Origin of the sequence: Variovorax sp. J31P207, from assembly GCF_030316965.1 — a bacterium.
Lineage (GTDB): Bacteria > Pseudomonadota > Gammaproteobacteria > Burkholderiales > Burkholderiaceae_C > Variovorax > Variovorax ginsengisoli_B.
This window is the reverse complement of the sequence record NZ_JASZYN010000010.1, coordinates 174905-197383: the sequence shown is the minus strand read 5'-3', so window position 1 is coordinate 197383 and position 22479 is coordinate 174905. Positions and strand designations below refer to the sequence as shown.

General features: G+C 65.2%; 22 protein-coding genes and 2 pseudogenes. 16 read left to right on the top strand and 8 right to left on the bottom strand.

Annotated elements, in window-relative coordinates:
• Nucleotides 1-33: 33 nt before the first annotated feature.
• From QTI68_RS29240 to QTI68_RS29230, 3 genes are all read right to left on the bottom strand, one after another.
• The gene (locus QTI68_RS29240) at nt 34-315 is read right to left on the bottom strand and encodes a hypothetical protein (protein WP_286526668.1); all 282 of its coding nucleotides are present in this window, start codon (nt 313-315) and stop codon (nt 34-36) included.
• 323 nt (nt 316-638) lie between these two features.
• Nucleotides 639-1544: an NAD(P)H-hydrate dehydratase gene (locus QTI68_RS29235; protein ID WP_286526666.1), complete on the bottom strand. Its 906-nt coding sequence runs from the start codon at nt 1542-1544 to the stop codon at nt 639-641.
• Between the two features lie 7 nt (nt 1545-1551).
• Complete coding sequence (locus QTI68_RS29230) at nt 1552-2319, bottom strand: histidine phosphatase family protein (protein WP_286526665.1); 768 nt, start codon at nt 2317-2319, stop codon at nt 1552-1554.
• A 350-nt stretch (nt 2320-2669) separates the two neighbouring features.
• Here QTI68_RS29230 and QTI68_RS29225 point away from each other — a divergent pair, with 350 nt between their 5' ends.
• Nucleotides 2670-3059 carry a hypothetical protein gene (locus QTI68_RS29225; protein WP_286526664.1) on the top strand — a complete coding sequence of 130 codons (390 nt, stop codon included), beginning with the start codon at nt 2670-2672 and terminating at the stop codon, nt 3057-3059.
• Between the two features lie 88 nt (nt 3060-3147).
• Nucleotides 3148-3540: a nuclear transport factor 2 family protein gene (locus QTI68_RS29220; RefSeq protein ID WP_286526663.1), complete on the top strand. Its 393-nt coding sequence runs from the start codon at nt 3148-3150 to the stop codon at nt 3538-3540.
• Nucleotides 3541-3601: 61 nt separating this feature from the next.
• Here QTI68_RS29220 and QTI68_RS29215 read toward each other — a convergent pair whose 3' ends face one another.
• On the bottom strand, nt 3602-4219 hold the full coding sequence (locus QTI68_RS29215) for a hypothetical protein (RefSeq protein WP_286526662.1): 618 nt from the start codon (nt 4217-4219) through the stop codon (nt 3602-3604).
• Between the two features lie 235 nt (nt 4220-4454).
• On the opposite strand from QTI68_RS29215, the gene QTI68_RS29210 reads away from it, so the two are divergent.
• From QTI68_RS29210 to ligD, 4 genes are all read left to right on the top strand, one after another.
• Entirely contained in the window at nt 4455-5534 is a 1080-nt protein-coding gene (locus QTI68_RS29210; RefSeq protein WP_286526661.1) for a flavodoxin family protein, read from the top strand.
• 282 nt (nt 5535-5816) lie between these two features.
• Complete coding sequence (locus QTI68_RS29205; protein ID WP_286526660.1) at nt 5817-6485, top strand: glutathione S-transferase family protein; 669 nt, start codon at nt 5817-5819, stop codon at nt 6483-6485.
• Nucleotides 6486-6603: 118 nt separating this feature from the next.
• On the top strand, nt 6604-6780 hold the full coding sequence (locus QTI68_RS29200; RefSeq protein ID WP_286526658.1) for a DUF3606 domain-containing protein: 177 nt from the start codon (nt 6604-6606) through the stop codon (nt 6778-6780).
• Between the two features lie 448 nt (nt 6781-7228).
• Nucleotides 7229-9793, top strand: a complete 2565-nt coding sequence (gene ligD, locus QTI68_RS29195; RefSeq protein ID WP_286526657.1) for a DNA ligase D — start codon at nt 7229-7231, stop codon at nt 9791-9793.
• A gap of 115 nt (nt 9794-9908) precedes the next feature.
• Here the strand turns inward: ligD and QTI68_RS29190 are convergent, their stop codons facing one another.
• The 3 genes from QTI68_RS29190 to QTI68_RS29180 all read right to left on the bottom strand — a co-directional run bounded on the left by QTI68_RS29190 (nt 9909) and on the right by QTI68_RS29180 (nt 12591).
• The gene (locus tag QTI68_RS29190) at nt 9909-10469 is read right to left on the bottom strand and encodes a lipid-binding SYLF domain-containing protein (protein ID WP_286526655.1); all 561 of its coding nucleotides are present in this window, start codon (nt 10467-10469) and stop codon (nt 9909-9911) included.
• A 180-nt stretch (nt 10470-10649) separates the two neighbouring features.
• Entirely contained in the window at nt 10650-11816 is a 1167-nt protein-coding gene (locus QTI68_RS29185; protein ID WP_286526654.1) for a hypothetical protein, read from the bottom strand.
• A gap of 181 nt (nt 11817-11997) precedes the next feature.
• A complete protein-coding gene (locus QTI68_RS29180) occupies nt 11998-12591 on the bottom strand; it encodes a hypothetical protein (protein WP_286526653.1) in 594 nt (197 codons plus the stop codon).
• 214 nt (nt 12592-12805) lie between these two features.
• On the opposite strand from QTI68_RS29180, the gene QTI68_RS29175 reads away from it, so the two are divergent.
• The 9 genes and pseudogenes from QTI68_RS29175 (at nt 12806) to QTI68_RS29135 (ending at nt 20254) form a co-directional block, all read left to right on the top strand.
• Entirely contained in the window at nt 12806-13315 is a 510-nt protein-coding gene (locus tag QTI68_RS29175; RefSeq protein ID WP_286526652.1) for a YidB family protein, read from the top strand.
• 421 nt (nt 13316-13736) lie between these two features.
• Nucleotides 13737-14117, top strand: a pseudogene (locus tag QTI68_RS40345) (helix-hairpin-helix domain-containing protein); the annotation flags it as partial.
• A pseudogene (locus tag QTI68_RS29165) lies at nt 14114-15210 on the top strand (tyrosine-type recombinase/integrase); the annotation flags it as partial. The pseudogenes QTI68_RS40345 and QTI68_RS29165, both read left to right, overlap by 4 nt.
• Before the next feature lie 263 nt (nt 15211-15473).
• Complete coding sequence (locus QTI68_RS29160) at nt 15474-15638, top strand: hypothetical protein (protein ID WP_286526651.1); 165 nt, start codon at nt 15474-15476, stop codon at nt 15636-15638.
• A 106-nt stretch (nt 15639-15744) separates the two neighbouring features.
• Nucleotides 15745-16425: an SGNH/GDSL hydrolase family protein gene (locus tag QTI68_RS29155; protein WP_286526649.1), complete on the top strand. Its 681-nt coding sequence runs from the start codon at nt 15745-15747 to the stop codon at nt 16423-16425.
• A gap of 59 nt (nt 16426-16484) precedes the next feature.
• A complete protein-coding gene (locus tag QTI68_RS29150) occupies nt 16485-16613 on the top strand; it encodes a hypothetical protein (protein WP_286526648.1) in 129 nt (42 codons plus the stop codon).
• The gene (locus QTI68_RS29145; protein WP_286526713.1) at nt 16610-16864 is read left to right on the top strand and encodes a hypothetical protein; all 255 of its coding nucleotides are present in this window, start codon (nt 16610-16612) and stop codon (nt 16862-16864) included. Before QTI68_RS29150 ends, QTI68_RS29145 begins: the two co-directional genes overlap by 4 nt.
• 63 nt (nt 16865-16927) lie before the next feature.
• Nucleotides 16928-18829 carry an ATP-binding protein gene (locus QTI68_RS29140; RefSeq protein ID WP_286526646.1) on the top strand — a complete coding sequence of 634 codons (1902 nt, stop codon included), beginning with the start codon at nt 16928-16930 and terminating at the stop codon, nt 18827-18829.
• Nucleotides 18830-19468: 639 nt separating this feature from the next.
• A complete protein-coding gene (locus tag QTI68_RS29135; protein WP_353506451.1) occupies nt 19469-20254 on the top strand; it encodes an AMP-binding protein in 786 nt (261 codons plus the stop codon).
• Here QTI68_RS29135 and QTI68_RS29130 read toward each other — a convergent pair.
• Entirely contained in the window at nt 20238-21101 is an 864-nt protein-coding gene (locus QTI68_RS29130; protein WP_286526644.1) for an IclR family transcriptional regulator, read from the bottom strand. The genes QTI68_RS29135 and QTI68_RS29130 overlap by 17 nt on opposite strands.
• A gap of 196 nt (nt 21102-21297) precedes the next feature.
• Here QTI68_RS29130 and QTI68_RS29125 point away from each other — a divergent pair, with 196 nt between their 5' ends.
• Entirely contained in the window at nt 21298-22452 is a 1155-nt protein-coding gene (locus QTI68_RS29125) for an ABC transporter substrate-binding protein (protein ID WP_286526642.1), read from the top strand.
• Nucleotides 22453-22479: the final 27 nt, after the last annotated feature.

Below are 22479 nucleotides of genomic sequence, written 5' to 3'. Positions count from 1 at the left end.
ATCTTCGGCGCACGGCACCTACGCAGCGGGCACTCAGAAAATGGCGCCCCTCTGCAGGCTCGCCTTGCCGTCGAAGCCCAGTTCGCGACGTTCTTTGAAGTCGAGAATCCGAGTCCGCCGGCCTGCGGCCACGTTGACGAGGTAGGCCACCGCATCCTTGCGATTCGGCCATGTCGTCGCCACGAGTTTGGGCGGCGAGGATTCCTCGTCGATCGCCACGTAGCGGCCGGCCGCGTGGCGCCCGAAACCGACAGGGACCTCGATGCCGGCTTCCTCGCAGTAGCTTTGAATCCTGACCTTGTATCGTTCGAACATGGCGTCTCCTTGGAGGATCTGTTGCCCGATTCTTGTTCGACGAGGAGTTACCGAATGTCAGAAGCCACGCTGTGAACCGATCGGCGAGACCTTCCACGATGGGTGCTGCCGCACGCGCCCCGGCGCGGGCGACGATAGCCCTGTTGAATGTCAAGGCTGCAATGTGCGTTTCCGCGCCTGCAAGCGTGGTCATCCAGCAGCGCAGGTCGCGTAGGCGATGGGCTTGCTCGCCGCACGCTGCAGCGCCTCCGCGGAAAGCGATCGCAACGCGAAGATGTCGCTCTAAGCGACCCGCACGCGCAGGGAACCGCTGCGAGGCGCGCTCAGCCTCGGTGCGACGCGGAACGGTTGCCGAGCGCGTGCAAGCTGGCGGGCAGTTCTGCAGCCAGTTCGCGCGCCAGATAGCCCAACGGACCGTGCCGCCGCGACAGTGCAGCCCCAGCGCTGGCGTGTGCCGCCACGCCCCAGGCGCAGGCGGGGAGCGGCTGCAGGCCCCGCGCCGCCAGGCCGCCAATCAAACCTGCCAGCGTGTCCCCGGAGCCCGACGTAGCCAATCCCGCCGCCCCATCATCGAACTGCCACAACGCACCGTCCGGCGAGGCAATGACCGTGCTGCCGCCCTTCAACGCCACGCACGCGTTCCAGCGGCTTGCAGCCTCGCGCGCCGCCGCGACCGGGTCTTCGCAGACAGCCTCCTTGCTCTGTCCACTGAGGTAGGCCATTTCGCCGGCGTGCGGCGTCATCACCACCGGTTGGTCGAGCGCGCCGTCGCGCACGACTGACATGGCCAATGCGTCCAGCACCACCGTCGCGTGGCTGAACAGCGGCATCTGCGCGCGGACCAAGCCGACGATCGAGCGTTCGTGCTGCATGCCGGGCCCCACGACCAGCGCACGGACGTGCCCCGCCAGCGCGGCGAGCGAATCGCCGCCGCGCGCGAGCAGCGCGCCACTGCGGGCCTGTGGCAGGCCGACGACGCGCGCCTCGGGGACCGAGAACGCGAGCCCGTACGCAATCCCCGCCGGCGCCGCGATCGTGAGCTTCCCTGCACCCGCCCGCAACGCCGCCACAGCAGCCAGCAGCGCCGCGCCCGGCATTTCCACACTGCCGGCGACGATCAGCACATGGCCGCGATCCTCCTTGTCCGCATCTTCACCCGGCTTCGGCAGCGGCCAGCGCGCCAGGGCGGCGGGTGTCAGTCGCTTCGGACGAGATTCGGTCGCAGCCATTGGGCGCTCAGGGCTTTGCCGCAGACGGCACATCGGGCGCGCTGGTGACGGGCGTGGCTGCTTCGCGCAACGGCGCGAGGAAGTTGACGAGGTCCAGTTGCAATTCCTCCTCGTCCCCATGACCGCGCGCGGCGCGATAGGAGGTGATGGCGCAGTTGGGAACGTCGCCCTTGCGGTCGATGTCGAGGATCTGGTGCTCGTCGAGGCGTTCGAGCAGGTAGCGCATGCAGTTGACGATGACCTGGTGCGCCACCACCAGCACGCGGCGCTGCGCATATTCCCGCGTGATCATCTCGATCAGGCTGCGCAGTCGAAGGATCACATCGCACCAACTTTCTCCGCCGGGCGGCCGAAAGTAGAACTTGCCGACATGCAGCCGTTGCTCGTTGAGCTCGGGATGCTTCTGTTGAATGCCGAACTTGGTCAGGCGGTCGAGGATGCCGAATTCCTTCTCACGCAGGCGCTCGTCCAGGCGCAGCGTCGCGACTGCGCTCGACATCCGGGCGCACTCGGCCACCAGCGCAGCGGTTTGGCGCGCCCGCTCGTAGGGCGAACACAGAATCACCTCCGGTTGGTCGTTTCGAGGCAGCTTGGCGAACCAGGCGCCCAAAGCCTTGGACTGCTGAACCCCGAGGTCCGACAACGGAACGTCGATGTCGCGCCAGGCCAGATCGATGACCGCCAAGCCTCCGGACTCGGCCGCATCACGCGCGACGTTGCCGGCGCTTTCACCATGCCGGACGATCCACAACTGGGATGGCCAGCCGGCATTCATGGCGTCACCCCTGCTGCGGCGTTTGCAAGGCTGATCGCCGCTTCCACACGGTGAAACGGCGGGGACAGCGGCGGGGCTCGTGTCTGCGAGGCAGTGGCGGGCATTTGTTCTGGCATTGGATGACTCCCGTTTTGGAACATGCGATCTCGCGCTTCGCGTGGGCGTAGGACGGGTTCTCTTCTTGTCCGCGAAGGGCGCCGGCTTCTCGCGCCACACGATGGGATCGGGCAGGCATGGCACGGTGATGCTTGGCGGTTCCCAGAACGAGTACAGTGGCTACACGAAGGTCGAAGGCGCACGCTGGCCAATGGTGACTCACGACAGGTGCCAAGGCCGACAAGACGAAGGTCATGACATCACAATTGATTGAAGAGCAGCTCCGTGTGCTTGCGGCCGCAGCTGAAGGCCATCCTCGCTGTGCCGAATGCGCCGTGCTGTGGCGACCTGGCTGGGAGTCTGTCTCGGGTGCGACGCAGGTCGGCCACCTGATGCTGGTCGGCTCACTGCGCACGGAAGATGCCGCCGACCATCTTGAGGAGTACCACCCGCAGGGAACCCACCTATGGTCTCCCCAGGCTCCGATTGCGCTCGGCTGGCATCCCTATAACCAGTGCTCCGTGTGGTCCTGCACGGCCTGCAAGAGCGCCTTTCTTCGCTACACGGAATACGGCGGGTACTATCAAGAAGAGCGGCTTCGCCCGCTGCTGGCGGAACTGCTCTGCACACCCAAGCCAAGGTGAAGTCGCCCCGCCAGCCGAGCTACCGGTCAAGTTGAAAACGCTGACGGCCGGCCTAGACTGGAAGCTTGCACTTCCACGGAGGTCCGCCATGAGCACACCGACCCAAGTCGTACAACAGGCTTATGCCGCCTTCGGGCGCGGGGACGTAGAGGGCATCCTGGCGTTGCTGACCGATGAAGTGCGGTGGCGTTTCGTGGCCAGTGCGGGCATCCCCTATGCGGGCGAGTACACCGGCAAGCTACAGGTTCGAGGATGGTTCGGCACGCTGGCCGAATCGGACGACATCCAGAAGTTCGAGCCGCGCGAATTCCTCGAAGGACCCGATCACGTCACCGTTCTTGGCTGGGAACAGACCAAGCCGCGACCCAACGGCAAGGTTTTCGAGAGCGAGTGGGTTCATGTCTTCACGCTCAAGAACGACAAGATAAGCCGCTGGATCGGCACGCTCGACACGGCTGCCTACGTGGCGGCGGGAAGATAGGCGCAAACCGGTCCAGAAGATCAGTTGACAGTGTTCCTTGGCGCAAGCGGCGGAAATCGACTCAAAGGAGGCCCGCCCCCTGCGCAGCATCCAGCACGTTGCGGGTCAGGTCTCGAAACTGCGCGCCGAAGTCGGACGACGGTGACGCAGCGAAGGTCGAGGTCCACACCATCCGCCCTTGGCGAACGTCGGTGACGCGGCCAGTGGCTGAAAAACCGGTCGTCCCCCAGCCGCCGATCGGCGCGCTCAGCCCGATCCCCGCACCGCCGCTGCGCCCGAAACTGAAGCCGCCCACGCCGATGGACATTCCTGAACCCATCGAAGTCGTCGCCGGAGTCAGACTCAAGATGAAAATGGTCCTTGCGCCGGAGGCGTTGGCGCTGGTGGCCAACTGTGCCTCCCACTCGCGGGGGTTCACCGCAGTCGTTTCCATCGGGGCGGCAACGGTGCTGACGCCTCTGGCCCGGAGTGCTTGCTGGAGGTTGTCCTGGCATTGCGCACGGGTCGACAGATCGAAGGTGTCGCACGCCACCAGGACATTGCCCTCTCGCAGAACGCCCGAGTTCGGTCCTAGCGCAGGGTCGATCCATTCGCCCCAACGTTGCGGCGGCGCGGAACATCCGGCAACCAAGAGCGCCGCCAGCACTGCGACGCGGTGAGATGTCAGCCAGTCTTTCATGTTGCCCCCGAATCCACCTCTGGGACGTCAGGGTACGCGCCTTCGAGCGCGTGGTGGCGGAAGAAAGATCAGTCAGCGCGAGTAGGAGAATGCCCAAGCGAAGTCGAAACGCATCTCAAGGGTTCGCGCAGCACACGTGCGCCGCGTCGAGCTGGTCCCGACGTAGCTGCCCACCTACCGCAGCTCGGCATCCACGCCGCGTTTCGCGAAGGCCGCGCGGCGCTAGGTTGACGTGATGACCCCAAGAATCCGGAAGGGACAGGCGCCCGACAAGCTGCATCGCGCCAACTTCCACGACCGATTCATGCAGCCCTACCAGGACCCAGCCTTCCAGGCGGAGTCGGAAGCGCTCAAGCGCATCGAGCTCATCGCATGGGAAGCCTATGAGGAAGGACGCAAGGCGCCCGTCACGCGCAAGGCAGGACCTGGCTATGCGGACCCGGACTACGACCTCTCCGTCGCCTGGATCGAGGCCAAGGCGCGCATTGATGCCGCGCAAGCTGCGTGGTGCAGTCCGGGCACGCGATCGCGTGTCCTGCTGGTGAACGGATCGCCGCGCAACGACGGAACCTGTCCTGGGGAAGTGTCGAAGTCCTGGCGCCTCACTGAACTCGCGCGCGAAGTCCTGGTGGCGGCAGGCATCGAGGCGGACGTGCTGGACCTGAGCCTTGTCACGTCGGAGTACGGCAGGCAGATCCACCCCTGCAAGAGCTGCGTGTCGACGGCCATGCCACTGTGCCACTGGCCCTGCAGCTGCTACCCCAATCATTCGCTGCGCCAGGTCGGAGACTGGATGAACGAGATCTACGAACGCTGGGTGGCAGCCCACGGCGTGATACTCGTCACGCCGACACACTGGTACCAGGCCACGAGTCCGCTGAAGCTCATGATCGACCGGCTGGTGTGCGCCGATGGCGGCAACCCCGACCCTACCAGCACGCACGGCAAGAAGGCCGACGAGGCCAAGGCGCTGGAACTGGACGGCGACGGTTGGGCCTTCCCCAAGCACCTGGCTGGCCGCGTCTACGGTGTGCTGGTGCATGGCGATGTCGCAGGCATCGAGAGTCTGCGGCGCAACCTTTGCGACTGGCTCGACTGGATGGGCCTCGTCGACGCTGGAGCCCAGTCCCGACTGGATCGATACATCGGCTACTACGAGCCGTACGCCACCAGTCACGACACGCTCGGCGACGACCTCGACATCCAGGAGGAAACGCGTAACGTGGCGCGTGCCGTAGCGCTCGCCGTGGGCGAACTGCGCTCCGGCAGGCTCAGCGTGCCGGACCGCTCACTGTCGCGGCCAAGACTCAAATAGTGCACCATTCAGCGCAGCGACGGCGGCGGCGCCGCGAAGAAGTTCTTTTTGCTTGGGCGACAACTTCCATGTCGTCGGCAGTGACAGCAGGGTGCGCCACGCCGCATTTTCCATACTCTGCGCTGCGACCAACCATCCGGCGCGATTTTCGATTTCTTGCCAGCCCCATCCAGTTGGGCAGCAGGCGCGGGCTGATCGTGCAGAGATGAGGCGCGGGCCTACAGACTTCGCGCGAGTCCGAGTGCTACTTTCTCTCAGCGACGAACCCTCGTGAGGTACGCCATGGCCTCTACCCCCTTCATCCTGTACGGCGCCCCGGGCTCCGGGGCCACTGCGGTGCATGCGGCGCTCACGCTGATGGAGCTCCCGGTCCAGGTCGTGGACGTTGCGCCCTGGCAAGGAGACCATGAACGCGGGCGCCTGAGCGCCGTGAACCCGATGCGTCAGGTCCCTGTGCTCGTGCTGCCGTCCGGCGAGATCCTGACCGAGAGCGCCGCCATGCTGATCTGGCTCGCCGACCGCTACCCCGCGGCGGGTTTGGCGCCGAGGACGGATGATCCGACACGTGGCCAGTTTCTCCGATGGATGACCTACGTCTCGGCTGCGATCTACGCTCTCTATTGGGTACGTGACGAGCCCTCTCGTCTCGCCTCGAACCCGGACGCGGAAGCGACGATCCTTGACCGGACAGGCGAGCGAATCGCGCAATGCTGGCGGGAAATGGATGCGCAGATGCCGCGTGGCCCTCGCTACTTGCTGGGCGACCGGGTGAGCGTGCTGGACCTCTACGTCGCGGTGGTGTCCCGGTGGCAGCCCCGTCGGCTGCGTTTCTACCGGGAGGCGCCACGCATGGCGGAAGTGGTCCGACGCGTCGACGCCGAGCCCCGGTTGCTGGACCATTGGGCGGCCCGCTATCCCTTCGTGCCGCTTTGGGAAAGCGAGGGCCCATAGCCAGGCGCCCTTCGGTCGGCGGCGGGCCATTCATTGAGGAGGTCGACCGGTGCGCGTGCGCGCGGTCCACTCATCCTCCGCCGCGATCACGTCAATTTTGCGCCTACAGGAGTTGAAGATGGCAGACGATCCAAAGAAAACCGGTCTCGACCGGAAGTTGATTTCCCTGTCCGAGCCGCATGAAGTCCAGAGTTGGACCCAGTCGCTCGGCTGCACCGCGGAGCAGCTCAAGGAGGCCGTGGGCGCCGTGGGCAACAGTGCCGAGGCCGTGCGCGCGTACCTCGAAAAGAAGTAGCGCGAAGAGGCCGTCATGCCCCGCCTCCCGAAGGCCTTCGAGGACGACATGGCCCGACTGGTCGCGTCGCTGCAAACGGCCGCCCAGCCGGCTCGCGCTGCTGCTGCGGCGGAAGGATCTGCGCCGCGCGCCAAGGCGGCCTCCAGAAGGCCCCCCGCCGCCAAAACTGCCGCCAGGAAACCAGTGGCTCGCTCGACTGCGAAGAGGGCTTCATGATTCTGCTTGCGCTTCTGAGGGCGTGGAACCGTCTGGAGACGTACCGGCGGACCACGTGGCTGGACTCGTGAGTTCGAAGTCCGCCCGACGCGAATACTTGGTGGCGGTGGCGGAATTTGAGGACCGGGGGCTTCGCCTCTGTTTTCGCCGTTCGGGAACGCAAGCCGGCAAAGCGAGCGCGACCGGCAAGCGCGAAACTCGACGCTGCCAAGCGCGCCCTGTAGATTTCGGCATGGCCCGCGAAACCCGCCTGGATCCGCTCCAGAAATACTGGTCGAAGCGCGACTTCGCGGTCACCTCCGAGCCTCGGGGCGAACACGCGCCCCGCAACGGCAAGGCTCTTTCTTTCGTCATCCAGAAGCACGCGGCCAGCCGGCTGCACTACGACTTCCGCCTCGAGCTGGATGGGGTCCTGCTCTCTTGGGCTGTGCCGAAGGGGCCCAGCTTCGACCCCGCCGACAAGCGCATGGCGATCCATGTCGAGGACCACCCCCTCTCCTATGGATCGTTCGAGGGCACCATTCCCCCCAAGCAGTATGGCGCCGGGACAGTCATCGTCTGGGACAACGGCACCTGGGAGCCCGTGGGCAACCCGCAGGAAGGCCTGAAAAAAGGCAAGCTGCTCTTCCACCTGCAAGGCCAAAAACTGGCCGGCTTGTGGGAGCTGGTCAAGATCGCCAAGGGCGGTGAGAAGCAGGAACCCTGGATCCTGTTCAAGAAGAAGGACGCGTTTGCGCGACCGAAGGCGGAATACGACGTTGTCTCGGCCCTGCCCGACAGCGTGATCGCCAAGCCACTGCGCCCGGCGCGTTCCGAGCGCAAGAGCGCGACGACGCGCGGTGCCTCGGCCAAGCGCGCCCGCAGCGCGGACGACAGGGTGCCGGGGGCCGTGAAGGCACCACTCCCCGCCAAAATGAGTCCCCAGCTCGCAACCCTGGCCACCGGCGTGCCGGCGGCCGGCCAGTGGCTCTACGAGATCAAGTTCGATGGCTACCGGATCATGACCCGCATCGGCAACGGCAAGGCCGCGCTCGTCACGCGCGGCGGCCACGATTGGTCGGACAGGATGCCCGGCCTGGTGCGCGAGCTGGAGAGCCTCGGGCTCAAGTCAACCTGGCTGGATGGCGAGATCGTCGTGCTCGACGACCAAGGCCTGCCCAGCTTCAACGCATTGCAGAAGGCCTTCGACCTCGGCACGGGCAACGCGCAGATCGTCTACTTCGTGTTCGATGTGCCCTACTTCGAAGGCTACGACCTGCGCGAAGCGCCGTTGGTGTCGCGCCGGCAGCTGCTCAAGGCACTGCTCGACGAGAAGGCGACGGAGCATGTCCGCTTCAGCGCCGCCTTCGAAGCCGACGCGGCGTCGGTGCTGAATTCGGCCTGCCGCATGAATCTCGAGGGCGTGATCGCCAAGCGGGCCGACGCACCCTACGCCTCGCGCCGCACGGAGACCTGGCTCAAGCTGAAGTGCCAGCAGCGCCAGGAGTTCGTGGTCGCCGGCTACACCGACCGGTCCGACGGCTCCCCGCAGATCGGCAGTCTGATCCTGGGGGTGCATGCGCCGGACGGCACGCTGGTCTCGGTCGGCAGCGTCGGCACCGGGTGGGACTCGGACGAGGCTGCGGCGTTGAAGCGCAAGCTGGTCAAGATCGAGGTTGCCAAGCCCCCCTTCCCTGCCGGCGCGGCCAAGCCCGGCCGGTGGTCCAAGCGAGCCCCAGGCAGCGAGCGCTGGGTGGCGCCGCGCATAGTCGCCGAAGTGGCCTTTGCCGAATGGACGCCCGACGGGCAGGTCCGGCATGCGTCCTATGTTGCGCTGCGCACCGACAAGCCGGTCAGCGCGATCGTGCGCGAGACGGCCAGGACGCTCGCGGATGCTGGCCCCGTGAAGACGGCAGGCAAGACCGCCGACGGGGGGATCAAGGTGAGCAACGCTGGACGCGTCATCGACCCCGGTTCGGGCCTGACGAAGCTCGACCTGGTGCGCTACTACGAGTCGGTGGCGGACTGGATCCTGCCGCATTTGAAGAACCGGCCGTGCTCGCTCGTGCGCGGGCCGACCGGCGTGACGGGCGAACTCTTTTTCCAGAAACACGACGAGAAGATCAGCATTCCCGGGATCAAGGAACTGGACCCCACGCTGTGGCCGGGTCACGCTGCGTTGCTCGAGATCGGCACCGCGCAAGCACTTGCCTCTGCGGCACAGATGAACGTCATCGAGTTTCACACCTGGAACTCCATGGCGAAGAACATCGACAAACCAGATCGGATGATCTTCGACCTCGATCCGGGCGAAGGCACGTCCTGGCAGCACGTCCAGGAGGCGGCGATCCTGGTGCGCACGCTGTTGTCGGAGCTGGGTCTCCAGGCCTGGCTGAAGACCAGTGGCGGCAAGGGGCTGCACGTCGTGGTGCCGATCGCGCCGCGCTTCGACTACGAGGCGGTCAAGGGCTTCTCGCAGGCGGTGGTGCAGCACCTCGCGCGCGCCATCCCGGCACGCTTCGTGGCCAAGAGCGGACCCTCGAACCGGGTCGGCAAGCTGTTCGTCGACTTCCTGCGCAACGGGCACGGCGCTACGACCGCGGCGGCGTTTTCTGCTCGGGCGCGCCCCGGGCTCGGCGTGTCGATGCCCGTGGCTTGGGATGACCTGACCAAACTGAAGAGCGGTGCGCAATGGACCATCGCCACGGCGCGGGAGCACCTGTCGTTTCAGTCGACGGACCCATGGGCCGAGTATTGGACGGCCCGCCAGCCGCTGGCGGCTGCGATGAAGAGGATCGGGTTCAGGCCGGGAACGTAGCTGCTACGGGCCAATCGCCTTCGCGCTTGCCATACAAGAGCGGCGGCTCGGCCGGCGGCGACTGCACCCGGGCCTTCGGCGCGGTCGAGCGCACGGCGCGATTCACGTCCGAACCCTAGTTCAGGTCCTTGTCCTTCCAGACCTTCGAGCCTCCGAGGGACACCCCCGCCTGTAGGCCGGCCTTGGTCAGCACATAAGCGGTGCCGCCGGAGAACGCGACAGCACCCGCCTTGATATTGGCCTCGTCCTTGCCGGTGCCTGCGCCCGCGGCAGCGCCGGCCGAGGCATCCCAGCCGTTGTCGATGAAGTCGGCCAGCGACTTGGCATCCTTGAACACGAAGAGATAGCGCGTGTCGGAGGCCCCGATCTGCAGGCCTGCGCTCGCCTGGGCGATGTTCATGTACGTGTCCTTTTTGGACTTGCTGTCGTGCGCTATGCCCTTCCCGCCCGCTCCGCCAAGGCCGAAGCTCAAACCGTAAGTCGTGAATACGGCGTAACCGGGCGCCTTGCCTACCGCGTTCTTGATCTCGGCATCGGCCTTGTAGAAGTCCTCGAGCGCCTGCTTGGCCTTAGCCCTGACCTCGGCCTGCTTGGCAGCGTTGTCCTGCGCGTAGGCACCGCGGGCCAGCAACGATGCCAGCGATGCACCGACGACGAGTAGCTTGCGACGTTTCATTGCGTTCTCCTTTCACGGTCATGCAAATCCGCCTCATAGGCACGAGGGAGTCCGGCTCGGCCGCACGTCTCCCTGCGAGCGACCCGTCCGAATGTTCCCACAGATCCGGTCACCTCGGCTACCAAGGAACCAGAGCCCTGCGAAGGGCGAAGGCGGCGATAGCGGGAACGCAGGCCGCCTTCATGCGGTCGAAGCCGGGCTTGCGCCGCGCGCCAAGGGCGCCGCCTCGATGCGCAGTCCGAGCAGCTCAAGCGACGCGATCTCCAGCTCGAAGCGGCTCTCGGCGCCTGAAGCCTGCAGGCTCGCGCGCAGCCGGCCGGCGATCGTCCCGCATTGGCCCTGTAGTCCGGCGAAGCTCGCGTACGCCTCGCGCAGCGCCAGCGAGGCCAACTCCAGGTCCAGGCTCGCAGCCATCTTCGGCGAGCGCAGACGGACGGTATTGTCGCCCGCACTAGCCCGTTGAAGCTGCGCGCGGACGCCCGGCATCGCCACTGAGCCATCACCCAGCCGGATCTCGCCTTCGAGCGACGTGCGCCCGAGTAGGGTCCGCGCCTGCTCCGTCAGCCCCTGGCCCGCGCGGGGTGCGGCGGCGCTCAGAAGCGTCTCGGCAAATGGCTGCAGATCGATCCTGCCGCGGTCGGACACGAAGGGGCCGAGCGGGATCCCCCGCCGCTCGAACTCGACCCCGCTGACCGGGGCGGCAGCGAACTGGTAGACATAGCTGCGACCGTTCGGCGCATCGACATAGATGCCCATTCGGCTCACGCCCATGCGCGAATCCGGACCGACGTGCTCGACCGTTGCGTCCCTGAAATCTACGCGACCCGCTCGGATGGGAATCGTGACCTCAGCGTCGAAAAGAAGCTGCGCGTCCTCGATGTGGCCGCGGATGCTGCCCTCCGCGGCGGCCAGCGGGCCGAGGAACCAAGCCGGCAAAGTGGCCCCGGCCGAGGGCTCCGGTGCCGGCGCAGTGGCGCCCGCCTGGCGCAGGCTGTCGGCGATCGGCTCGAGCTGCGACGGCATCTGCAGGGGACCGGAAAGCTCAAGGCCGGTGATTTCGATCCGTTCGGCCGTCAGCACGCCGAGCCGCAGCCGGCCATCCGCCGATTCCAGCGTGCATCGCAGGCCCTGTACGGTCACCCGGCCGACCCGGATCTCGTGTGGCCCGCGGCGCAGCATCGCGGATGTTGCTTCGAGCCGGGCGATGCCGATTTCGGCCGCGCCGCCGATCCCGGGAGCCCAGCTGACACCTTCGAGCGACAGGCGGTCACGTTCAAGGCCGCCAGAAGCGCCAAGCTGCAAGCCGAGGAGCAGACCGACGATCGAAACGGCGGATGGCGTAGTCATAGCCTGAAGATTGTGCACGTCGAGGGGGACCGCCGTCGCCTGGGCGGCCGGGCGTTCGCCCAAGCTCAGCACGGCGCCGTCGGCGCCCAACCAGCACAAGGGCGTGAAGACCTAGCTGGGTCGCGAACCCTGCCCGGCGCGGGCAAGTGACTGTGGGCTGGGGTTTCCCGGCTCGGGCGGGTCAACGGCGCCGCGGCGCGGACAGAGCGATCAACAACGCCGTGACCAGCGCGCCGCCCGCAGCGGCGCAGAGGACTGCCTTGATCGGCTCGTCCATCACGGTTTGCTGCCCTTTCGCGCGCAGGTCGCCCGCCTGTTCCTTCATGCCCTGGATCTTCTGGCCCGCCGCATCGACCGCATTACGGGCGTAGGTCTTGGCGGAGTCTGCGACGCTGCCAGCTTTGTCCTTGGCATCCTGCAGGTAGCCCTGGGCGGCATTCGCCGCATTGCGCCCGACGGCGTCAGCGGCATCCATGCTGCGGCGCATTGACGCACCCTCATCGGTATAGGGCTGGGTATCCGCAGAGCCGCCCTGCGGCGACGAGGTGCCCTGCGCGGACTGCTGCGACTGTGCGGACTGCTGCCCGGCCTGCCGGTCTTGCTCGAACGGGGCGGACGCGCCTGCGGTCCAGGTGGTCTCCGGCCGCGTGCCGCTTGACGTGGTGGTGCGACTCGGGTCGCTGTCCGGGCTCGAGCCGGTTGAAAGGTTGTCCATAGTGCCTCCGGTGGAGAGAATGAAAGCAAGCCGCAGCGGCAGAGCGACTTCCTGGCTCATGCAGGTATCCGCCCACCCGACATGCGCACGGATCAGCGTTTGAGCCCAAGCGTTGTAGGCCAAGGCTCCAGACAGGAGTCGGCGGCGCAGTCCGTCGCTGGTGCGTGCACGAGGCTTCGTCCTCCACGCGCGGCCCGCCCACGGCCTGATACTGGCGTCGGTCGAAGTGCCACCCCCGCGCGCCCCCGGGCGCAAGACAACCAAGGAGATCATCATGGGCCTCTTGACGCAGATTCTCGGCGGACTCGCCGGCAATGCACTCGGCGGACGCCGCAGCGACGGTTCGCGCGGCGGCGGCGGCATCAGCCCGATCCTGATGGCCTTGCTGCCGGTGGTCCTCAACATGCTGAGCCAGCGTGGCCACGCGCGCGGCCTCGGTCCGGGTCCTGCCGGCGGAGCGGGTGGTCTCGGAGGTCTCGCCGGCATGGGCGGCCTCGGCGGCCTGCTCGAACAGTTCACCCAGAAGGGCTACGGGAGCCAAGCCAATTCATGGGTCGGCACCGGCGCGAACGAGGCCTTGCCCCCGACTGCAATCGACGACATCTTCAGCCGAGATCAGTTGCACCAGATCGCGCAGCAGGCAGGCCTCGGCGACGACGAGGCGCGCTCAGGGCTGTCGGAACTGCTGCCCGACGTGGTCGACCATTTCACGCCCGGCGGTCAAGTGCCCGAGCAGAGCCAGCTTACGTCGAGCGTCGACGACTTTCTGCGGCAGTTCCGCTAGGCAGCATGTCCGTGACGTGTCCAAGGTGCTTCCGCACTCGGACCCGTCGGCCAAGTACCACCGGGCAAATAGCCGCGGCCGGACGGCAGATCCTCCGCGCGAAAGTGCACGCTACAGGCATCGCGAGCTCAGGCGCTCGGGAACTACCGCCACGAGCTATCGAGCGGGGGCGACCTCGATGCGGTGAGTCGCCCTTATCCTCCGCTCACATGGCCCGCACCATCTCGACTTCCTCCGCCCGCGTTATTGATGTTGCCTTGTCGAGCGAAGACCAGGGGCGGATTCTTCGTTGCCGCCAACGTCTCGATGGCTCTCCCGGTGGCCTCCTGCGCCTCCAGGTGCTTCCGGCATATCGCACACATTGCGTCTGCTTGGGGCGGCCACCCTTGGGAGCTACTGAAATCTTCGCTGCGTTCCTACACTCGTCTACGCCAGCTGCTGGATCAAGTGCCAGTACCATCCGGCCGAGTTCCTGGCCGCCCTGCTCAACTCGCAGCCGCTCGCCTTCTACAGCCCGAGCCAGCTCGTCCAAGGCGCCAAGCGTCATGGCGTGGAGGTCCGACCCGCCGACGTCATGCACAGCGACCTCGACTGCACGCTCGAGAACCTGCCGCACCGGCCCACGGTTCGCTTGGGGCTGCGGATGTTGTCAGGGCTTCGGTGGGAATCGGCCCAGCGGATCGTCGATGCCCGGCATGAATGCCTGTTCGACAACGCCGAGGACCTCGCGCGCCGGGCCGGGCTCGAACTGCACGAGATGAAGTTGTTGGCCAGCGCCGATGCATTGAAGAGCTTGAGCGGGGCACCTTCCGCGCGCCGACGGCGACCTCCACGCTAGACGCCAACAACGACTACGAGGCCGTGCAGGCCTGGCTCTCGCTGCACGAGGCAGCGGCTACCCAGCGGGCCTACCTCAAGGAGGCCGAACGCCTCATCCTGTGGGCCGTGGTCGAACGCGGACGGGCGCTGTCCTCGCTCACGACGGAGGACGCGGTGGCGTACCGGGCGTTCCTGCGACGCCCGACGCCGAGCTCGCGCTGGATCGGACCACCCTACGCGCGCTCGTCGCCAGAATGGCGCCCCTTCGCGGGTGGACTTTCGGCACGCTCCATCGCCTATGCCCTCTCGGTACTGGGCGCGATGTATCGCTGGCTCATCCAGCAGCGCTATATCTGCTGGCCAATCCTTTTGCGGGCATAAAGGTGCGTGGGGCCTCGCGCACAGAACCCCTGGCCGCCACCCGGGTCTTCGGTGAACGCGAATGGGCCGTGATCCAGGCCGTGGGCCAGGGACTCGAATGGGGACAGGGTTGGAGCGCACCGGCGGCGCAGCGTCTGCGCTTCGTACTGGACTTTGCCTACGCCACCGGATTGCGCATTGGCGAGTTGGTCGGTGCGACGCTCGGCCAGATCGAGGTCGATGGGCGCGGGGATCACTGGCTGCACCTGGTCGGCAAGGGCAGCAAGGCGGGCAAGGTGGCGCTGCCGCCGATGGCGCGTGCTGCGCTCGACCGCTACCTGATGCAACGCCAACTGCCGCTGACGCCGGCGCGCTGGGATCCCAAGACGCGGCTGATCGGCAGTCTCGAAGCGGACAGCACCGCCGACATCACCGCCACTCGCCTGTGGGTCGTCATGCGGCGGTTCTTCCTGAAGGTGGCCGAGTCCATCGAGACCGAGGCACCGGCCACAGTGGAAAAGCTCAAGCGCGCCAGCCCGCATTGGATGCGGCACACCCACGCCACCCATGCGCTCGCGCGCGGCGCGGAGCTCACGACGGTGCGCGACAACCTCAGGCATGCATCGGTCGCAACGACCTCAATCTACCTGCACAGCGATGAGGTCAAGCGGGCGCGTCAAATGGATGCCGCGTTCGGCGCGCCTCCCGGCGGATAGGAACCCTCAGATCGCACTTGAAGCGCACCGATTTGCAATCGATGGTGACAAACATGAGTATTCCAGTCGACGGGGCCGGGGAATCAGGGGGCTATCTCACTTCGACTTCGAGGGCATCCGCTCTCGTGTCATGTCGCTGAACGAGAAGATGCCTGACAAGCTCGACGAGCTCGACGAGCTCGACGAGCTCGGGATCATGAAGACGGTGATGACCAACATCGCCGAACGACCCTGAAAGGAGCAATTTTTAACGTGTCTCCAAGATGAACACGGCCATCGGGAAGGGAATCATCGAGCTGGAGAACGAGCGAGGCAAGCTGCTCTCCATCCTGCACGCCCTCAAGGATGAAAGCTGGCTCGATGCCTGCCCCAACGACTCCCTACACCTCGAGACTTCCAAGGAAGCAGCGCGAGACGCCCTGGGGTGACCTGTCCTCCCCCACTTCTGGGGAGGAACCAGTCTGATCCACGTCAACAAAGTCACATAGACGGATCCACCTGAATGGGGCACGCCTGATCGTGTGCGTTACATTCATGAACACCGACTTACAAAAAACGACAGAGACCCCGATGAGGAGTAAACCGTGGATTTTCGTGGTGGTGGCCTACGTTTTCGTGATGCATTTGGCAATCGGAGGCCTTGTGATCAAGGGCGACTATGTGGCCAAGCTGGACAACAAGATCAGCATGCTCTCCACCCACGATCGCTACGCCAACCGGATGCTGGCGGGCAAGCAAACCACAGCACTCCTGGGTGACAGCATCACCTGGGTCCTTGGGGATGCTCCCAATGCCATCAACTATGCCGTGAGCGGCGAGGTGACGCAGGGTCTGATCAACACCCTGCCCACCCTCAACCTGGCTGTGGACCGGATCTTCCTGATGATCGGGATCAACGACATCTGGATCGGCAAGCAAGGCCTGCACGGGCGACTGGCCGAGATCGATGCCCTGCTTCCAGCAGGTGTTCCGGTGGTTTGGAGTGGCATCACTCCGACCAACGACTTCCGCATCGACCCGGAAGAGGTCCAGGCTGCGAACGAGGAGATCAAGCGGCTCTGTGCCAAGCGACCGCGGTGCAGCTACCTCGACACCTGGGAGATCCTGGCCAAGGATGGCAAGCAGATCCCGGAGTACTTCCTGGCCGATGGTGTGCATCTCAGCGCATCAGGCTACGACCGATGGATCGATGCGTTGCCCCCTGCAGCCAACTGAACCAACCCAGCTCAACATCAGCCCTCTTCAAGACCCCCAAGATCAAACTCACCAGGGACATGCGCCTCGGTTTCGTGAAGGCTGTGCTGGCTGACATCGACACCAAGCTGGATGAAGACGCCATCCGCAAGATGGTGCTTGCTGAAGCCGTGAAGGCCCTGCCTGCAGCTGTGCGGATGATGGGGTGATCTCGGTTTTCATGCATTTTTTGGCGCCTTGGTTTTCGCGGCGCTGCCGGGAAGGAGAGCATCACAATCCTGCAACAACGCCGGCGCCAGTCAACTACAGAGAGCGGTACCGGTGCGGGGAGCGCATTGCAACCGGCTTCATTGAATCCGCGGTCAACCAGGTGATCGCCAAGCGGTTCGTGAAAAAGCAGCAGATGCGCTGGACACCGCGCGGCGCGCATCTGCTCACTGCATACCCCCCAGGATTGTGATGCTCTCCTGGTGCGTCGATGCCATTGAGACGAACTCTGTTAGCTGGCGCTCGATACTCGCGCTTGCTGGAACGACAGTTCCGCCATCCGGCGATTCTCGTCGAGCGCAGCATCAATGGGGTTGGAGTCAACGTCCGTTCAGCCCAATGCCGATTTGGCACTACAGTACCGGCCATGAGCGGTGCCCTCGTTATCACTCTGTCCGTGCTGGCTGGCGTATTGGGATACGCGAGCCTGCACCACGCATTGGTCGGCTTCGCACGGCCGCGCAATAAAACTCACCTGCTGTTCGCATTGTGGTCGCTGCTCTTCGCAGTCTATGTGGCTTCGAGGATCGGCTCCTATCGCGCTGGGACGGTGGAATCGCTGGTCTTGATGCGCCGTATCGAAACGTCGTTGGCGATGCTGGTGACCGCGGTGCTTCCATGGTTTGCGGGCGCCTATCTGGGTTTAAGGAAAGTTCGGCCCGTTCAGATCGGAATCACGGTTGGCTGTGCTGTCGTGATCGTTTTCAATGTGACGTTGCCCTTCGGTGCCTCGTTCTCCTCGCAGCCGAACGTCGAATCGATGGTGCTTCCCTGGGGTGAGCAGGTCACGGACATTCGGGTCTTCGATCCCGACGTCTGGTTTATGGTGGGCGTGGCCGTGATCTTGTTCACCGTCACATGGGGAATCTACGTCTCGTTGCGTATGCGCCTCGCGGGCAAGAAGCGCCGCAGGGCGGCTACGCTCGCGGCCTGCCTGACGCTCCTCAGTGGAGGGGCCATCGGAAGTCTTCTTGTCGACTGGGACATCCTGCAGGGTCCTCACACCGCTGAGTTCACTTTCGTGGCGCTGGTATTGATGTTGGACTTCGAGTTGTCATATGAGCGCCGTCAATTCCACTCACGCCTCCAGGGGGTGCTGGACAACGTGCCTGCTGCGGTGAACGTCAAGCTCGCGGACGGTCACAACATCCTGGTGAATCGCGCCTACGATGACCTCTTTCAGTTGTCGGAGCGATCGATTGTCGGTAAGACGAATCGCGCCCTGTATATCAGGCAGCGCGCCGAGGCGGTGAATGCCAGCGACCAAGAGATGCTGCGGACTCAGCAGGTCTATCGCGCCGAGGAGTCAATAGGTGACGGCGAAGGCGCACGCATCTTCGCGGTGCTCAGGTTCCCCCTCATGCAGCCCGACGGAACCGCCGATGCCCTGTGCACCATCTACACCGAAGTTACCCATCAGCGCCGCTCTGAACGCGAGATGGATACGCTGCGTCGTCAGGTCTGGCATGCCGATCGGGTCGAGCGCACCGCGGTGCTGGCGGCATCCCTCGCTCACGAGATTTCGCAGCCCCTCACGGCGATCCTGAGCAATGCCCAGGCCGCGCTGCGCTTTCTAGCGCAGGACGAACCGGACCTGGCCGAAGTGCGGGCGATCCTCCAGGACGTTGTACGGGACGACAAACGCGCATCCGGCGTCATCAACGGTCTGCGCACCATGCTGCGGCGCCAGGACACTCCGCGCGAACGCGTCGACATCGGAATCTGCGTCAACGAGGTGGTGGGCCTCATGCACAGCGATTGCGTCGAGCGCGGCATTCGAGTGGAGCGCTCGCTTGCGCCTGGGCTGATTGTCGTGGCTGACAAGGCGCAGATTCAGCAGGTGTTGTTGAACCTGCTGATGAATGCGAACGAGGCCATGGCTGAGATGTCATCGGGTAACAGGCGGCTGCAGGTGTCGGTTTCCCAGCACGGCGAATCTCAAGTCCTGGTGGCGGTGCGCGACGAAGGTCCCGGGATCGACATCGACGATCTTGAACGGGTCTTCGACAACTTCTACACCACCAAGATCAAGGGACTCGGCATGGGGCTATCGGTCTGCCGCGCCATTCTCGAGGCTCACGGAGGGCGCCTCTGGGCGGAGAGGAATGTTGGACCGGGCGTCATCTTCAAATTCAATTTGACAACGCTCTCCGAGTAGGTGGCCTTATTGCTGTACGGGTTGCCACATACGCCCTCGTCCGCGGGCAGATCTCGAGAACAGGAAACCCACTCCGATTGCACCGATTCGGCCGCTCACTCCAGATGAGAAGCGCCGGTACGAAGAAGCTGCTGACAGGAAGGAGTTGCGCCGCGTAATGGAGAGACTTGCCGTGGCGGCGACCTCATCCGAGCGTGCGAGCCTGCTTCCTGAGCATCCCTTATCAGGCGTCAAATGGGGCGCCGCCAGCGAGGAAGGTTGAATAGCGCGAGGACTGGCCCCGCCAGAACTCCCACATGGCGGCGGGCCATGGTGCGAGCGTCAGCAAGTGGTTCAAGTAAAAATGGACGAGAGGCACTTCACGCGCCGAGGAATCGGAAGAGTCCGCATCGCGCTTCAAGGACTCGGAAGTTGCATGCATTGAAAGTCTCCTGTTGTGAGAAGTGATGCTACGCAAGCGTCTTGGACGCTGCCTTGATGTAGCTCAAAGCACGTCCGAACCCCTCGCCCTTTTCGCCCGGTGCCGACGCAGCGCACGTACTTCGGTGGCTGCGCCACCGGCACGCGCAGCTACTTCCTCACCGTGTTGCGCGACAGGCTCGTTGCCCTCGCAATCTCTCGCACCGATTTGTTCTCGCGGTGGTGCATCCGCAGGACCTTGCCAATCATGGCCATGGTGATCAATCCTCATACCCCCACCGCTTAAAAAAGCAGCAGGGTAGGCTCGTCGACCTCGGCGTGACGCCCGGAAGCATCGTCGGCATTGCCCTGGAAGACTCCATCGAGCATGTGCTCCTGCTCTATGCGGCGGCCCGCGCCGGCGCCGTGATCCTTCCGATGGACTGCCGCTGGCGCGACAACGAGAAGCAGCGGCTGGCCGCGCATTTCGAGCCTGCCGCCGTGATGGTGGAGCCGGGCGCAGCATTCGACGGTGCGCCATGCATCGCCGTCGACGAAGCCTGGCGCGACGCGGTCGTGGCCACGGACCCCGAGCGTGACTTTCCCGACGGCGCGCGAGGCATCGCGATGTCGCTGTCGTCGGGCACGACGGGTCGGCCCAAGAGCCCGATGGTGTCGCACCAGAAGTTCCTCAACCGCTTCTGGACGCACTGGGTGGACCTGGGGTTCGGCAGCAGGGAAACCTACATCAACGCCACCCCGCTCTATTTCGGCGGCGGCCGCGCATTCAGCATGTCGACCCTCTACGCCGGAGGCACGGTGGTCCTGTGCCCGCCGCCGTACAAGCCAGAGGCATTGGCTGCGGAGGTCGCAACTTGCGCCCTACAAGGCGCCGCGCCAGGTGTTTGTCGTCGAGGAATTGCCGCGCAACTCGTTGGGCAAGGTGGTCAAGGCCACCTTGGTTCAAGGGCTGGCGCCGTTGTAGAGGCTGCGCGGAACGCGCCGACGCTCACTCCAGCGCGTTGAGCAGCTCGTGCGCCTGGCGCCCGAGCTGCCAGCGCTCGTAGGCGTCGCTGTTGAGCTGCGCCGAAAGCTCGGCAGCGCAGGCTTGAAGTACCTCGACCTGCTGGCGGCGGGGCGGATTGGGAATGTTCTGGATGGACCCGACGATCGACAACGCCCCGGCCAGGACATCACCGTTGCGAAAGATCGGCACCGCGACGGTGTTCACGCCCAGCATCACCTCGTTGTCGCAAACCTCGTAGAACTGGGCCTTGATGAGGCGCAGCCGTTGGCGGATGACGACCGGATCGGTCATCGACTGCGGCGTCTCGGCTGTCATCGGGCTGGCCAGCAACTCTTCCTGCAATGAAGCGGGCGAGAAAGCGAGCGTCAGTCGCCCGAGCGCCGAGCAGTGGGGCAGCGGCCGGTTGCCCGGCTTCACGCTGATGCAGATGCGCGCGTAGATGTTGTCCATGTTCGCGATCACCATGGGCCGCCCGTTGATCGGCACCGCCAGCACGGCGGTTTCCTTCAGCTCGTCGCGCACGCGCAGGAGGTAGGGCTCGGCGCGGCTGCGAAGGTCGAACTGCGTGCCGGCGGCCTCGCCCAACTGGAACACGCGCCAGCCGAGCCGGTAGCGCTCGGTCGCCTGGTCCTGCTCGATCAGCCCCATCTCGCGAAGGGTGGACAAGTGGCGGTGGACGCGGGGCTTGGTCTCGCCGAGCGCATCGGCCAGTTCCGTGACGCCCATCGCGCGCTGACCGAGCGCCAGCTCGTCCAGGATGCGGACAGCCACCTTGACGGCCTCGACCGAGTTGAGCTTCTTGTCGCCGGGCTGGGGTGCCGGCACGGGGCCTGGAGAAGTTTGCATCGACCGCGGATTCTGCGTCATCCCACACCTTCTGTTGTTGGCACCTTCCTGGTGCATTCAGGCACACCAAAATAGGCGCATGCAGTTTCGCTCTGCGTTACTAAACTCTGATTGATATTTTACCCGATATCGAATATCGTCTGGCGTAACAAAGCCATCGGCTGCCGTTTTCCCCAAAACCTCGAGGACCTCCGTCATGAAAGCTATGCGTCGCAGTCTTGTTGTTTCCGCCATCCTGCTCGCCTGCACCTTCGGTGCACAGGCGCAGCCGGCACCCGCCAAGACCCCGCTGAAGTTCGGCCTCGCCATGCCGCTGACCGGGCCGCAAGCGCTTTTCGGCGCCGACCAGGCCAAGGCGGCGCAATGGGCGGTGCAGGACATCAATGCCAAGGGCGGCATCGACGGGCATCCGCTGGAAATGGTGCTGCTCGACACGCAGGCCGACCCGCGGCTCGGCATCAACGCCGTGAACCGGCTCATCAACGTCGACAAGGTGCCGGTGTTCGTCACGGCCTGGAGCGCAGTGGTCAAGGCCGTGGCCCCGATCGCCAATCGCAGCAAGGTGCTGGAGCTCAGCGTAGGCGCCAACTCGCCCGACATCGCCAAGCTTGGCGACTACGTCTACACCACCTACCCGCTGGCCGACGTGGACGTGCGCGCGCAGGCACGCTACGCCCGCGAAACCCTCAAGAAGCAGACCGCGGCGGTGCTCTACATCCACAACGACAGCGGCGTCGAGGGTGCTCGCATCTACCGCGACGCGTTCCAAGAGGCCGGCGGCAAGGTGGTCGCCTACGAGGCCTACGACGCCCAGGCGACCGACTACACCGGCGCGCTGCTCAAGCTGCGCTCGGCCAACCCGGACATCATCCATATCCAGGGCCTGGTGTCCGACCTGCCGCAGGTGGTCGCGCAACTGCGCCAGCTGGGCCTGAAGCAACCGATCTCCACCTACTCCGCCGGCTACAACCCGAAGGTGGTGGAGCAGCTGGGCGCAGCGGCCGAAGGCATGCTGGTGTCGGCGCTCGCGCCGTCGGCCGAGCAGAACCCGAACATCGCCACCTTCGTCGAACGTTGGAAGGAGACCGAGAAGCGCGTACCCAACGGCTTGCCCTACACCCAATACCTGTACGACGCGCCATTCCTCGTCGGCCAGTTGTATGCGCACCTTCTCAAGACGAAACAGCCGCTCACGGGCGAGAACATGAAGAACGCACTGGTCGAGGTGGGCAAGTTCGACCTGCCCATGACAGGGGTGCTCGAAATCACCAAGGACCACCGCGTCAACAAGCCGGTGTACCTGTACGAAGTGAAGGGCGGCCAGTTCGTGCCCGTCGCTGCCGTCAAGTAAACAGCCGCGGCGGCGCCGCGGCGTTCA